This is a genomic window from Mycobacterium gordonae (genome assembly GCF_017086405.1).
Lineage (GTDB): Bacteria > Actinomycetota > Actinomycetes > Mycobacteriales > Mycobacteriaceae > Mycobacterium > Mycobacterium gordonae_D.
Genome location: NZ_CP070973.1, coordinates 6,549,991 through 6,563,887 on the forward strand (window position 1 = coordinate 6,549,991; position 13,897 = coordinate 6,563,887).

The window sequence follows — 13,897 nt, forward strand, 5'->3', positions numbered from 1 at the left end:
TCCCCATGAGTACCGGCACTATCGTCTTGATCGTGATCGCCGCGCTAGTCGTCGTCGCGGTGATCGTTGGCTTGATCGTCTTGTCCACCAAGGCAAAACGGCGTCGGCAGATTCAGCAAGCCGAGGAGATACGCGAGCAGGCCAGAGTGGAGTCCGCCCGCCTGGAGCGCCGCGAGGCGCTGGCCGAGGAGACCGCCGCGCGGGCCCGTGCCGCCCAAGCCGAGGCGGAGGCCAAGGCCGCCGAGGCCAAGCGCCTGCAGGATCGCGCAGCCGCCCATCAGAGCGAGGCCGCCACGTCGCGCGAACAGCTCGACGAGCAGTGGAAGCGGGCCGACACCATCGACCCGAACACCAGGCTGGAGAACGCCGAGCAGTCGCAGACCCGCGACGACATTGTGACCCGCGAAGGTTCCTACGGCGACACCGATCACTTCCGCGGGGCGCGCACCTGACCGGTGGCACCGCTGGCGTACCGGGCCGTCAGTCGAAAAAGAGTTCGCCGAAGCTACCCTTCGACTGACGTCCCGAAAGCTGTTGCACCACCCAGTGATTCATCGACACGCCCTGTTCGTTTGCTTCGATGACGAGCCGGGTGTGTAACGCGCGCGATGTTCGCACGACGAAAGTACCGCTGTGGTCACGCTCGGTCAGTGGCGGCGGCGCCTCGCTGCCTTCTTCTCGGCAGGTCTCTAGGTGCCGTTCGATTGCCTCCGCCGCCAGCGCGACGGCCTGCTGAGCCAGCGGCGCGCGTTCGGTCAGAAACGGTAACTCAAGGCACTTAGCAAGGTACGCGTCGTATTCCGGACACCACTCGACGCGGAATGTGTAGCGGTTCACGTCGAACTGGGTAGCACGGCGACGCTGATCTCACCAGTCACTGGCGATGGCCGGTGGGTCCGGCGCGATCACAGCAGTCACTTTGGCAGCGGAAAGCCAGGGCACAAGTCCCTCGCGAAGTCGATATCGCCGGTGATATCAGATCCATGCCCGCGGACGTGATATTGCCGGCGATATCACGTTTCAGACGATGTCATGCCCCGGAATGCAGATGCAGAAGTGACAAGTGTGACCTCGACTCGGACGCGATCCGCTCCTCGCGCGCATAGAGCAAGCCGAAGGTGAACCCGTTCTCCCCTGGCGTCGTTCCCGCCACCGCCGCCATCCGGCGCAACACCTCGGTAGCCACCACGGCATCCTGATGATCACCGAGCACGGTTTGTATCTGCTTGTAATGCCGAACAACTCGTCTCGCCCGCCGATCCACGGGTTTTCGCAGCTCGGCGGCGTAGCGAGCGCGCTTCGCCGACTTGCGGGCCCTGTGCAGCATGTCGCCGGAACCATCTTCGAGCGCGGCCGCCAATCGCCGGTCCGCCTTATGCGCGGCCCGGGACGCTCTCTTGCGCAAGTCTTTGCGGCTTACTCCCGCGGCCACGGGCGGCCTCACCCGCCAATCCCGCAGCACCGCCAGCAAAGCCTGGTAACGGGTCGACTCCATCTCCGCGCCCACCCGATTGCGGGCGGGAAGTTCAACGGCGCGAAGGTCATTGCGAATGCGTGACTTGACCGGGCCCAGCACCAGCTCGTCGGGCAGTTCGTCGAGCGCCGCGGTGAAGCGGCGCAACTGGACCTGACAGTCGCGGACCTCACCGAGCAGGCCGGCGAACCACTTCAGTTCCTCGTCCAGGTCGCCGACGGCCGCTGCGTCCATCACCTTGCCGAATACCCGCAGGGTGCTGCGCAGCCGCCGGATCGCCACCCGAGTGTCGTGGATGGGATCGTCACCTTCGCGAAGCCCCACCAAACCCGCGAATACCTGGTCGAGCTGCGCGCTCAGATAATCGACGACCGTGTCACAAGCTTGGTTCGCCACACCGCGAAGCATTGCCGCATACGCGGCCGCCAAACCTCACCGGCCCGGCACCTGCCCCGGGTCGAGCGGGCCGATCGGGTCCGCACCGGTGTGGCTGCCGGTCTTGGGCCCGATATCGGAGACCTGCCACTGACCGCCCACCTTGTTGACGGTGACCTGCAGCAGGATGAGCGACACCCGCGACTTCGGGTTCTGCAGGTTGCGGGTCGTCTGCGCGGCCGACACCACCACCTGGTAGACCTGCCCGGGCTGGGCCACCGCGTCAGTGGCCAGCACCTCACCCGAGGACGTCACCTGCGCCTGCGTCATGATGCCCTTGAGCAGTTCGGTGGCGTTGAGGTACTTGTCCTTGAGTGTCTGCGACACACCCTCTTCGACCGATCGGAAGAAGGCGTCGGGGTCCTCGAAGGTGTAGGTCAGAGATTTCAGCGCGTAGTCCCTGGCGAGCTTGGCCGCCGCATCGCTATCGGCCTGGGTCTGCTGCAGAGCAGCCAGCTCACCGCTCACGCTGCGATACTTGTCGAACGCGAACCACCCGGCCGCGACAACCGCGACCAGAGCCAGCGCGACCAGCCAGTACCGCTTGTCGCGCAATCGATTCGGCCGCGACTCGGCGGCCGCTGTGACCTCCACAGCAATCTCGATCTCGTCGAGCGTCTCTTTCTCATCAATCAACGTGTCACTCATCGGTGTCCCTCCGGAACGCTCACCTGCACGCGAACCTCGCCTGCATCGCTGAAAGTTGACTCCCACATGTCGACGAAATGCCCCGCGTCGACCTTGAATCCGCGCAGCGGCGCGGTCGCCGGCTCCAATGCCGCGGCAAAGGTGCTCAGCGGTCCCGACAGCATGTCGAGGTATCGCCGGAGGTTGGCCACCAAGGTGGGGACCGGTGCGCCGGGGGCGAACACGCCATCACCGGAATGGGCGTACACGTCGACCTCGTGGGTCAGCCTGGCCAGCGCCAAGATCGAGCTCGGCAGCATCTTTCCGCTGCGGCTGAGCACTCCGCCGACGTCCTGCTCGCTGATGTTGGTGGTCAATGTGGCGAGGTTGCCGAACAGCGCAGCCAGGATCTGCTTGTTGTCCCGCTCGATCTTGGCCACCCCGCCCGCGGTGGCCGCCAACGAGTCGATGGCGGCGTCGTTGCCGGAGAACACCTGCGACACGGTGCCGACGATGTTGTTCACGTACGTCGGGTTGAGCACCGACAGCAACGCATTGGCCTTGGTGAGCAGGTCGCTCACCGTAACGGCGGAGGCCACCCGCTCGGCGGGGATCACGGTGCCGTCGCTGAGGTAGGGCGGGGCGATATGTTGCGGCTTGAAGTCGATGTACTGCTCGCCGACAAGTGACAGGTTCTGGATGCTGATCGCGCTGTCCGCGGGGATCGAATGCCCCGGGTCGAGGTCGATCGACACCTTCAATCCGCTTGGGGTGGTGTGGATCCCCGACACCTTGCCGACCCTGATACCCCGCATCGTCACCTGCGACGTCGGCATCAACCCACCGGAAGTGTCGAGCATCAGCGTGAGCCGGGTGGGCTGGGCCGTAGGTTCCACCTTGAGCACCCCAAACGTCAAATACCCCGCCCCCAACAGCGTTGCGATCACGAGAACCGCTACGGTTACCCCGGCATTGAATTTCATGGCAGCATACCCATCGTCCGCATCGCCGAAATCGCCTCGTCCGCGCGGGTTCCCGGGTCGACCGACACGCTCAACCGTGGACTACCGTTGCTGTAGAACGGGATGAGTTTGTCGCGGATCAGCGCGACCATCTTCTCGGTCATCGCAGGCAGTGAGGTGTCGGCAGCAGCGATGGTTCGAACCGTAGGCGTGATGTAAGACAGCATCTGCAGGAAATCGGGCGTGTTCGGTACGAACAACTCTCCGCCGTAACGGCCCAGATCCTGTGCGCATACCAGCAAGTGGACGATGCCGGGCAGTACGGCAGACATCGCCCGCAGTCGCACCGGCCCCTCATTGATCAGCCGGTCGAAGGCCCCGGTCTCGGCCAGCAAGTCGTTGCTGACACGTTGTGTGCTGGTTAGGATCTCGTCGATCTTGTCCTGGTTGGCCGCCAGGTCGCGCAACATTCCGGCGAGCTTCTGACGCATCCGGTCCAACTCGACCGGATCTTTCGAGAAGGCCTTGTTGAAATTGGCCACCGACTCTTCCAGCGTGTTCAGTGACCCGCCGGACACCAGGGTCGAGACCGAGCGCAAAATGTCTTCGACGTTGTCCGCCGGCACGGTATTGCGCAGCGGTATGGTGTCGCCCTCGTGCAGCTGGGTAGGTGCCGGGCGCTCCGCCGGCAACAGCGCAATGTAGATGTCGCCCAACACCGTAGCCTGACGCAACTCGGCTCGGGTGTTCTGGGGCAGCTTGACGCTATTGTCGACGTCGACGTAGGCGACGGCCGTGCTGCCCACCAACTGTACCCGGTCCAGGATACCCACCTGGACACCGCCGAGGTCCACCTTGGCCCGCGCCGGCAGATTCAGCACACTCGAGAACTCGATTTTGATGCTGTACTTGTCGATCGGCACGTAGGCCCCTGGAACCGGTAGACGCGTCGGGTCAAGCGAACAACCCGACAGCAGGCACGCGCAGGCCACCGACACCCCGACCAGCCACCGCCGCATCATGATGCCGCCCCGAGTAGCAGGTCGGTCAGACCGAGGGTGAGCGCATCGGACCTGGCTCCGGGTGCGCAGGCCGCCTCGGCGCCGGGCACCTGCCGCTGCTGTAGAACGGCACAGATCGCGCCGGCCTGCGACGGTGACATCGACACCTGCGGCGGGACATACGTGACACGGTGCGTACCCCAGGCCGGCTGATATTGCGCGGCAATCCAGTTGGTCACCGGCGGCAGAGCGTTGATGAAGCCGACGATCTGCGGGGTATAGGCGGTGAGGACGTCCCTGAGCCACGGGATCAGTCTGTCGCCGATGTTGTTATAGGCCCTGGGCCCGAAGCGGTTCAACGCATCGACCAGAAGCGGCAGTGAGTGCGCGAGATGCGCTAGCGCGGAACCGAATCCATTGGACAGACCCTCGATCATCCGCAGGCTTTCGGGCAAGGTCTGCAGCACCGTGGTGAAGGTGTCCCAGTGCGCCAGCAGGTCCGAGGTCAGAATCTCGCTGTTGGCCAGCAGTTGCCGGTATTCGGTGTCGGCATGGCCGGGGTCGCCCACGAGCGTCACCAGATCGCGCAGCGTCTGGTTGGTCTCCGGGCCGGTGCCCTCCAGGGAGCGACTCAGCGCCGCCAGACTCTGGTTGATCGCCTGGGCACCGGGCGCTTTCGCGGGGTCCGGGCCGTCACCCAGGATGGCGCCGGCGAGTTTGTCTACCGCAGAGAAGGTTTGGCTGACGCTGATCGGCGTCTTGGTCGACTCCAGCTTGATGCACTGCGCACCGGAAAACTTCGGACCACCGGCGTAGGGCTTGGTGAGTTCGACGTGCCGGTCGGCGACGATCGACTGCGAATACGTCAGTGCTCCGACATCCGCCGGCAACTCGAGGTCGCCGGGCACAGTGAAGTCCACTTGCACGTAATCGGGCTTGTTGGCGATGGCGGTCACCGATCCCACATCAATGCCCAGCAATTGCACCTTGTTTCCCGGGTAAAGACCCACCGCGTCGCTGAATTCGGCGCACAACGCCCGGGTGGCAGGGGTCATCGCCTTGGCGCCGGTGATCGCGAGTGCGACGACTCCGACGATAGCGGCCAACACCGTGGCACCGATCCAAGCGGATTTGTTCTTCATCTCAGCACTGCTTCACCATGTTGGGCAGACATACGGGCGGAGCATGCACGACTCGATTGCTCTGGTCCACGACCACGCCGTGTCCTTGCAGCATCGGCAAGAGGACATTGACGATCTGAGTCAGGCCCTCACTGGCCTTGCCGACCCGCTCCGGGTGGGCCACCAGTGCGGTGACGATGTCGTCGATGCCATTGATCGACGGTGCCAACTCACGGTTGTAGAACACCATGACCCGGTCGATGATGCGGGTCAATTCACCTAGCAGGGTGAAGAATTCGACGATATCGACCGACTTGGTGGTGTAGCGCTGCCCTACCAGCGCGAACTGCTCGATCAGAGCGGTGAGTTGCTGACGCCCGGACGCGAACGCGCTACTGGCGTCGTTGACGAAATCGAGGCCGCGATGAAAGTCACCGCTCATCTTGCTCAGCGATCCGGTCAACTCGTTGGCAGACTGTAGGATCTCGCGCAGCGCGTCGGGGTACTTGTTGGTCGCGCTGGCGAGTTCGGTGAACGTGTCGTGGATGACCTGGCCGTTGACATCCCGCAGGAAGGGCGTGACCGCCTGGATGATGTCGTTTCCCTCGAACGGGGTCTTGACCCGCTGGGGGGGAATAGTGTTGTGGCCCAACGGTGCACTTCCGTGCGGATCGAGCGCCACGTAATGACCGCCGAGCGGGGTCAGCAGCCGGATGTCCAACGTCGAATCGGTCCCGATGGAGACCGACCGATCGACGTCGAACGTCATCTCGACGAGCGTCCGGTTCAGCCGCACGCCGGTGACCTTGCCCACCGGCACTCCGGCTACCCGGATCTCATCGCCGACCCGCACCCCACCGGAGGTGGCCGAGTGCGCGGTATAGCTGGCCTGTCCCGCCGGGTTGACGTAGGCCAGCCCGGTGGTGACCAACGCGACCACGATGGCGAACACACCCACGACGCCAAGCCGGCGATTACGCACCGCCTCGCCGCGATCGTCGAGCACGCGACGGTTCCGCAGGCTGATCATCGGCATACCACCAAATCCTGCTGGGCGAAGGATACTTGGCCGATGCCGGGCAGCAGCATCTCGCCGTTCGAGCAGGTAAACGCCGGACGCTCGTCGTCAACCAGAGAATCCCGCAACCCCTGGATCAGGGTGGGGGTCAGGGACAGCCCGGCGATCACCGTCGGTGTCTGTGGGAACAGCCGGGTGGTCAGGCCGTACAACGGAGACGTCGATGCGTCGAAACCGCGCTCCGCGGTTTGCAGCACCCGGACCAGGCTGCGCATCATCGGCAGTTCGATGTCGATCGAAGTGCGGAATTCCTCGGCTTTGGACGTGAACGTCGACAGCGCACCGTTGAGTGCGTTGATGAGGTCGAACAACTGCTGCGACTTCCCGCCGAGATCCTGTGACAGGTCGCTTAGGTTGTGCAACAGCATCGTGATGACGGCCTGCCGATTGACCGCGTACTTCGAGATGACGTCCAGATCTCGCAGCACCGGCCCGATTCCGGTGTCGTCGCCCTGGATGAGCCGTAGCAGGTTCTCCCCGAACTGGTTGAGCTGGGCCGCGTCGAGGGTCTGGAATACCGGCCGGAACCCGTTGAACAGCTTGGTGATATCGAATGACGGCACCGTCTGGCCGACCGGGATGTTCGAACCGTTGGGCAGTCGTTCGCCAGCCGCGGACGTCTGAACCAGCTCGATATAGCGCTGGCCCAGCAGGTTCTGATAACGGACGGCCGCAACGGTGTTGCGATACACCGGATGCTCATTGAGCGCGCTGAAGTCGACCTTGGCCGTGCGGCCGTCGAGCCGGATTGCCTTCACCTTGCCGACCTGCACGCCGGAGATGCGCACGTCGTTGCCCACATCCAGCCCGGATACGTCGGTGAATGTCGCCGTGTAGTGCGAGACCACGCCGTTGACCGGACTGCGTAGCGCGGTGAGCAGCAGGATCGCGCACACGGTCGCCACCGCGGTGAACACCGATAGCCAAAAGACCGGCCTGGCAAGCTTTCTCATCGTCGCGGCCCGCCGTCCAGGGAAACTTCGGTGCGCAGCCGGACCTGTCCGTCCACCACGATCAGGGCGCTGTCGGCGCGGTCGACAAGGCTGGACAGCCGGTCGTAGGCGGGGGCGAGACTGCCGGCCGCGAAGGACGCCGGTATGCCGATGTTCATGACCGCGTTGACGAACTGGACGATCCAAGTGTTGTGTTGCGCGGCGAGCTGTCCGACATCGATCAGCAACTGCCCGGTCTGGCCGAATACCAGGTTGGTCCGCTCGATGCCGCCGGGGCTGACCAGGGGGGTCAACCCGTCCACCAGGTTGGTGCTCAGTCCAACCACGGGCAGCGCGTCACCCAGCCCGTTGACGAACGATGCCAGCACCGAAAGTGATTGCGCGACAGGCATGGTGTCGGTGTCAGCGATGATCTTGGCCAGATCCGACCCCGCTCGGGCCAGCGGCTCGACGATGTCGGCGTGGCGACGCAGCACGTCGATGACGTGTTCGAATTCCGGGTTGTCGAAACTGCGGCTGAGCTTCTGACCCTGCCGCAACAGACCGGTGATCGATGCTGCCTGCACGTCGGCGCTCATCACCAGGGTCTGGTTTGACCGCAACGGTGGCCCGTCGCCGCCGCTGACGAGTTCGACTGCGGCGGTGCCGAATACGTTTGACGAGGTGAATCTGGCTTTGGTGTCGGTGGTCAGCGCGCGGGCCTGGTTCGGATCGAGCACCACCGTCATCCGCTGCCTGTTGTAGCCGACCGATTCCAGCTCCTTGACCGAGCCGATGGCCAGACCGTGAAACTTGACTTCGGCGCCCGGCCCCAGGCCCTCACCGATGGTGTTGGCGATCACGGTCAGTCTGAAAGTATCGTCGTAGTCGCCTTGCGCGGTTTGGTACAGCACGGTGCCTAGCACCGCCAACACGATGGCGACAACCAGCCCGCGAATTCTCAAGGTGGTCGCGGTCGCCCGTCGCGCGACCAGGGCACGAATCGTCATGCGCTACCCCGAAAGTCTCAGGCCAGGGTTGTTGCCCCAGAACACCAACGTGAGCACCATGTCGGCGACCACCACCGAGATCAGGCTGGCCCGGATCGCGCGGCCCGAAGCCTGGCCCACGCCCTCGGGACCGCCGGCCGCGTAATAGCCCTCGTAGCAATGGATCGCAACGATCAGCAGCACGAAGATGGCCGCCTTGATCACCGAAAGCAGCACGTCGGACGGTTGGATGAACGCGTCGAAATAGTGGTAGTAGGTGCCCGACGACTGGTGGTGTATCACGTTGACCACCAGGGAGCAGAACAGGTAGCTCAGCACCAGCGACATCAGGTAGAGCGGAACGATCGTGATGACGCCGGCGATGACACGCGGGGTGACCACGTAGGGAATCGAGGCAATCCCCTGCACCTCAAGGGCGTCTATCTCTTCGGAGATCCGCATCGCGCCGATCTCGGCGGTCATCCGGGTGCCCGCTTGTGCGCCGAATCCGATCGCCGCGATCATCGGCGCCATTTCCCGGGTGTTGGCATAGGCGGAGATGAAGCCGGTCAGCGGACCCATTCCGACCATGTCCAGAGCCGCGTAGCCCTCGATTCCGACCGACGCTCCGATCGCCGCGCCCATAAACACCAACACGCCGACGGTCCCGCCGCCGACGATCAATGAACCGTTGCCCCAGATCATGTCGACCAGGATCGCCCCGGTATGACGCCGGTAGCGGGTCACGGTGCGCGGTATCGCGCCCAGCGCCAGGATCAGGAAGCTGGCCTGATGCCCCAGACGCTCGAAGAACGACAGGCCCCGGTTGGCGACCCCCAGCGGCAGCCGCAGCACTGCGGCCCCACCACCGGGCCGGTACCGCGCCGGCCTTGCCACATACCCCGCCATCAGCCCACCTTCGTCGGCATCAGCGTGGTGACGAGTTCGGTGATCACCAGGTTCAGCAGAAAGACCGCGACCACGCCCAGCACGACGGCGGCGTTGACCGCGTCAGCCACTCCGCGCGGGCCGCCCCTGGCCTCCAGCCCCCGTTGGCAGGCGATCAAGGTGACGATCACGCCGAACAGCCATGTCTTCAACAGCGCAACGACGAGATCGGCTGTGGTGGCAAAGGATCCGAACGAGGCAATGTAACTGCCCGGGGTGCCGGACTGGAAGGCCACATTGATCACGTAGCCTGCCGACAGCCCCATGAAGATGATGAAGACACACAGGAACGGGGCCACCATGATCATCGCCGCCAAGCGCGGCGTCACCAGGCGTTGCACCGGGTTGATGCCCATCACCCGCAGCGCGTCGACCTCGTCGCGAATGCTGCGCGCGCCCAGGTCGGTGGTGACCGCAGCTCCCGCCGCGCCGCCCAGCAGCAGCGCGGCAACGATCGGCGCGGCCTGCCGGATGACGCCCAGACCGCCGGCCGCGCCGGAGATCGAGGTCGCACCGACCTGCTGAATGACGCTGCCCACCTGGACCGCAACGATGACGCCGAACGGAATGGAGATCAGCAGGGCGGGAATCGCGGTGACACTGACGATGAACGACGCCTGGCTGAGCGTGTCCCGCCACGGGTGACGCAGCCGGAACAGATCGGTGATCAGGTACACGGCGGACTGCACGGCCAGGTCGAAGAAGCGGCCGAGCGTCTGCAGCGATCCGTCGGCTTTTCGCACCGCTCGGCGGCCCGCCCTGACGATCCTCGGAGCGCTGCGGCGGCGCGCGACAGGCGCCTCGGATGCGACCGCCGCGTCCGTCGGCACACCGACCGCAACTGGGCAGGCAGACGAAAAAGACATGGCGGTTCCCCGGGATCACACGGAAGTTTGGACTAACTGACGTTGTTAGTGGATCGCACAGTACAACACCGTGCGTTATTAAAGCGAGTCCCAACCGTTATTTCTTCTGCGCCGCGGTTCGGTGTCCAAGGCTTTGACATAGGGACTCGAATTCGGATGTAAACCTTTTTTACGTGGCCGCCGTGAAGCCTCGATAAACGCCCCCGCGTCAAATCTGAAAAGATTCTCGTCCAATTTGGAAAGAACTGTGGTATGCGAGCCGCCACGGGTTTAGGCTGCGCTACACATTTACCGGTCCCCGACATTGGAGGTTGCCGTCATGGAGTCATCACTCTCCCGAACGGCCCTGGAACGAGCCGCGACGCTGGCAACTCACCCGGACGCACTGCGCAACGACTACGACGTGGTGGTCCTCGGGTCCGGTTACGGCGGTGCGATCACCGCCGCGCGGCTCGGGGTGGCAAACGCACGAGCCGGCGGCAAACTGAGCATCGCGGTTTTCGAGCGCGGCTCCGAGCATCCGACCGGCACCTTCCCCGAGACCGAGAAGGCGGCGGCGGCCGAGCTGCGCTCGCCGCTCAACCCACTGGGGTTGATCGAACTCGAACGCTTCAAGACCATCGACGTCATCCACGCGAACGGATTGGGCGGCACCTCGCTGATCAATTTCAACGTGGCGATCGTGCCGGACCGCGAAGTGTTCCTGGCGTCGTGGCCCAAGCAGTTCCAGCGGCTGGTGGAGCAGGAGCGGGAAGGCGTCGGCGGCCTCGAGGAGTACTTCTTGCGCGCCCGGCGCATGCTGGGCGCGGCGCCGTACGCCGAAAACGTGCCGCTGCGCCGGGTCGACGCCTTCACCCAGATCGCCAAGAACGCCGGCGCCCAGTTGCAGCTACTCAACCTCACCGTCAGCACCGAGGACCGGGTGACGAAATACGGCGTGCAGCGCAGGCGCTGCCCCAACCACGGCGGTGACGGTACCGGCGACAACACCGGTTCGAAGAACACCCTGATGACCAATTACCTGCCGATGGCCGCGCACTTCGGCGTCGAGTTGTTCACCGGCATCGAGGGGCTTCGGGTCGAGCCAACCGACGACGGCCGCTGGCGTGTGATCACCCGTCGCACCGGAGGCAAGGGCGGTGAGGAGACCGCGGTCATCGCGCGGCAGGTGGTGGTGGCTGCGGGCACGCTGGGGAGCAACGGGATCCTGCTGCGTTCAAGCCAGGCGGGGTTGCAGTTGTCCACCCGGCTCGGCAAGAACTTCAGCGGCAACGGCGACAACTTCGGCATCGCCTACAACACCGACATGCAGACCGACACCCAGACCTGGGCCACCACCGATGGGCCACCGCGGTCCCTGCTGGCCTGCGGGCCCAGCATCACCGCCGCGATGCGTTTCGGTGCCGACCAGTCCGACCTGCGTAAACGTTTCACGGTGCAGGATCTGTCGTTGCCTCGCGCGCTGATCGACAGCTTCCGCTTCGGGTTGATGGGGTTGGCGGCAACCAGCTACCGCGACTACCGCAAGGCCAAGCTCGACCGGTGGCGCCGGGACATCACGTTCAACACCGACGGGGCGATGAACCACTCGCTGGGCTTTCTGATCATGGTTCACGACAATTCCGACGGCGAGCTGGTGCTGCGCAAGAACGGCACCGTCAAGATCGACTGGCCGGGGGCTCCGACCGAACTCGTCTACAAGGATGTGGACGCCGTCATGCGGCCGGCGGTCGAAGCGATCGGGGGCACCTACATCAAGAACCCGCGCTGGGACAAGCGCTTTCTGGGCAAGCACCTGATCACCGCTCATCCGATGGGCGGGTGCACCACGGCGGACAATGTCGACGCGGGTGTGGTCGACCATGCGGGACGAGTGTTCCGGCCGGACGGCGGCACTTACGACGGGCTGTACGTGTGCGACGCGTCGGTGATTCCGCGCGCCATTGGGGTCAACCCGTTCCTGACCATCTCGATGTTCGCCGAGCGGACGGCCGATCTCATGCGGGAGGATCTGGGTCTGCCCGGCTATGACCCGGCCGTCGAAGGCGACGACCGGGCCTAGACCACGCCGGGCCCGCACGAAACCCCGCACGAAATTAGGTGCGGAGCGCGAAGAAGCCGATCATCTCGTAGCGGTCGCGGGGCAGGCGGAACAGGATCTTGCCCAGATACGTGCCCGGCACCACCTCGACCAACTCGTCGCGGATGCTACGGATGATCACGTAGGGGTTTTCCTTGACATCGGCATAGTCGATGACCATCACCTGCACATCCGGGTCCTGCTTGCCGGCATCCTGGTAAGTCTTGAAGTCGAAGGCGAGCTTGCCGTCGGCGGCGTCCTTCATCTTGTACAGCGGCCACAGCAACTTCGAGGGCAGCTTGGCATTGGAGGTCATCCGGTTGTCGCCGGTGCCGGCCGAGAGGTCGAAGCGCTTACCCTGCCAGGGCATCCACAAGCCGGTCACGAAGCGTGCCGCGGCGTCGACGAGCGGATTCGTCGTCGTCATGACGAGGATGCCGTCCGTGGGTCCGTCCAGGTCGCCCGGCGGCGTCCCCTTGCGGAAGATCGCGTCGAGTTCCGCCGCTGCCGCGGCACTGTCGGACTTCGCCTGTTCTTTGAGGTCGACGATCCATTGCCAGGCCTCTTCTGCCGCCTCCCGCTTCCGGAGCTCGGAGACGCGCGACTCGGTTGCTTCAATTGACATTCGGTGGCCTTTTCTGTGAGCGGAGCAAGATGGCCCAGATGTTAACCGCGCAATAGCAGAAATGGAACAGCTTCTTCAAAAGACAATTTTGTCTAATTTTGCAACAATTTACGATCACACCGGTGGACAAATTCGCGGCGCCAAAAGTTTCACTCGGCACACGTAAAGCCTGTTGACACCACGGCTAAAGCCAGGTGTCGTCCGTGGTGGTAGTCAGAAAGGCCTCCAGATCGTCGCGCCACTGGGCCGGTGTCGTCTTGTCCGGTTCGATTCCGGTATAGGAGCCGCGATAGAACAACAACGGGCGCGGTTTGATCTCGGGCACTTCGGAGAGCGAGTTCACCGCGCCGAACACCACGAAGTGGTCACCGCCGTCATGCACCGACGCCACCGTGCAGTCGATGTAGGCCAACGACCCGTTGATGATCGGTGAGCCGAGTTCCGAAGGGCGCCAGTCGATCCCGGCGAACTTGTCGGGCTCTCGAGAACCGAATCGGGCCGACACGTGTTGTTGCGCCTCGGTGAGCACGTTCACGCAGAACCGGCCGCTGGCCTCGATGGCCTGCCAGGACCGCGACACCTTGGTCGGGCAGAACAACACCAGCGGCGGGTCGAGCGACAGCGCGGCGAACGACTGGCAGGCGAAGCCGATCGGCACGTCGTCGTGCACGGTGGTGATGATGGTGATCCCGGTGCAGAACTGACCCAGCACGGTGCGGAACGCGCGCGGGTCAATCGGCGCAGCAGTCATTCCTCGAG

Annotated in this window: 15 protein-coding genes; 2 read left to right on the forward strand and 13 right to left on the reverse strand. The window is 64.3% G+C overall.

The window, feature by feature from the left end:
• The first annotated feature begins 5 nt into the window (after positions 1-5).
• Positions 6-452, forward strand: coding sequence for a hypothetical protein (locus JX552_RS28185; protein ID WP_241010750.1), 447 nt, complete (start codon positions 6-8; stop codon positions 450-452).
• A gap of 28 nt (positions 453-480) precedes the next feature.
• On the opposite strand, the gene JX552_RS28190 is transcribed toward JX552_RS28185, so the two are convergent.
• The 11 genes from JX552_RS28190 to JX552_RS28240 form a co-directional block, all read right to left on the reverse strand.
• Positions 481-837 carry a toxin-antitoxin system HicB family antitoxin gene (locus JX552_RS28190; protein ID WP_205875063.1) on the reverse strand — a complete coding sequence of 119 codons (357 nt, stop codon included), beginning with the start codon at positions 835-837 and terminating at the stop codon, positions 481-483.
• A 193-nt stretch (positions 838-1,030) separates the two neighbouring features.
• Positions 1,031-1,870: a CHAD domain-containing protein gene (locus tag JX552_RS28195; RefSeq protein WP_241010751.1), complete on the reverse strand. Its 840-nt coding sequence runs from the start codon at positions 1,868-1,870 to the stop codon at positions 1,031-1,033.
• 36 nt (positions 1,871-1,906) lie between these two features.
• Positions 1,907-2,557, reverse strand: coding sequence for a hypothetical protein (locus JX552_RS28200; protein WP_205875067.1), 651 nt, complete (start codon positions 2,555-2,557; stop codon positions 1,907-1,909).
• Positions 2,554-3,519 carry an MlaD family protein gene (locus JX552_RS28205; protein ID WP_205875069.1) on the reverse strand — a complete coding sequence of 322 codons (966 nt, stop codon included), beginning with the start codon at positions 3,517-3,519 and terminating at the stop codon, positions 2,554-2,556. Before JX552_RS28205 ends, JX552_RS28200 begins: the two co-directional genes overlap by 4 nt.
• Positions 3,516-4,520, reverse strand: a complete 1,005-nt coding sequence (locus tag JX552_RS28210) for an MlaD family protein (protein WP_205875070.1) — start codon at positions 4,518-4,520, stop codon at positions 3,516-3,518. Before JX552_RS28210 ends, JX552_RS28205 begins: the two co-directional genes overlap by 4 nt.
• On the reverse strand, positions 4,517-5,641 hold the full coding sequence (locus tag JX552_RS28215; RefSeq protein ID WP_205875071.1) for an MlaD family protein: 1,125 nt from the start codon (positions 5,639-5,641) through the stop codon (positions 4,517-4,519). Before JX552_RS28215 ends, JX552_RS28210 begins: the two co-directional genes overlap by 4 nt.
• Position 5,642: 1 nt before the next feature.
• Complete coding sequence (locus JX552_RS28220) at positions 5,643-6,650, reverse strand: MlaD family protein (protein WP_205875072.1); 1,008 nt, start codon at positions 6,648-6,650, stop codon at positions 5,643-5,645.
• The gene (locus JX552_RS28225) at positions 6,647-7,651 is read right to left on the reverse strand and encodes an MlaD family protein (protein ID WP_205875074.1); all 1,005 of its coding nucleotides are present in this window, start codon (positions 7,649-7,651) and stop codon (positions 6,647-6,649) included. Before JX552_RS28225 ends, JX552_RS28220 begins: the two co-directional genes overlap by 4 nt.
• The gene (locus JX552_RS28230; protein ID WP_205875076.1) at positions 7,648-8,640 is read right to left on the reverse strand and encodes an MlaD family protein; all 993 of its coding nucleotides are present in this window, start codon (positions 8,638-8,640) and stop codon (positions 7,648-7,650) included. Before JX552_RS28230 ends, JX552_RS28225 begins: the two co-directional genes overlap by 4 nt.
• Positions 8,641-8,643: 3 nt before the next feature.
• On the reverse strand, positions 8,644-9,528 hold the full coding sequence (locus tag JX552_RS28235; protein ID WP_205875078.1) for an MlaE family ABC transporter permease: 885 nt from the start codon (positions 9,526-9,528) through the stop codon (positions 8,644-8,646).
• The gene (locus JX552_RS28240) at positions 9,528-10,433 is read right to left on the reverse strand and encodes an MlaE family ABC transporter permease (RefSeq protein WP_205875080.1); all 906 of its coding nucleotides are present in this window, start codon (positions 10,431-10,433) and stop codon (positions 9,528-9,530) included. Before JX552_RS28240 ends, JX552_RS28235 begins: the two co-directional genes overlap by 1 nt.
• Positions 10,434-10,752: 319 nt before the next feature.
• Here JX552_RS28240 and JX552_RS28245 point away from each other — a divergent pair, with 319 nt between their 5' ends.
• Complete coding sequence (locus JX552_RS28245) at positions 10,753-12,495, forward strand: GMC oxidoreductase (RefSeq protein WP_205875082.1); 1,743 nt, start codon at positions 10,753-10,755, stop codon at positions 12,493-12,495.
• A gap of 34 nt (positions 12,496-12,529) precedes the next feature.
• Here the strand turns inward: JX552_RS28245 and JX552_RS28250 are convergent, their stop codons facing one another.
• Both JX552_RS28250 and hsaB read right to left on the reverse strand, forming a co-directional pair.
• Positions 12,530-13,138 carry a hypothetical protein gene (locus tag JX552_RS28250; RefSeq protein ID WP_205875084.1) on the reverse strand — a complete coding sequence of 203 codons (609 nt, stop codon included), beginning with the start codon at positions 13,136-13,138 and terminating at the stop codon, positions 12,530-12,532.
• A 184-nt stretch (positions 13,139-13,322) separates the two neighbouring features.
• Positions 13,323-13,889: a 3-hydroxy-9,10-secoandrosta-1,3,5(10)-triene-9,17-dione monooxygenase reductase subunit gene (gene hsaB, locus JX552_RS28255; protein WP_205875086.1), complete on the reverse strand. Its 567-nt coding sequence runs from the start codon at positions 13,887-13,889 to the stop codon at positions 13,323-13,325.
• Positions 13,890-13,897: the final 8 nt, after the last annotated feature.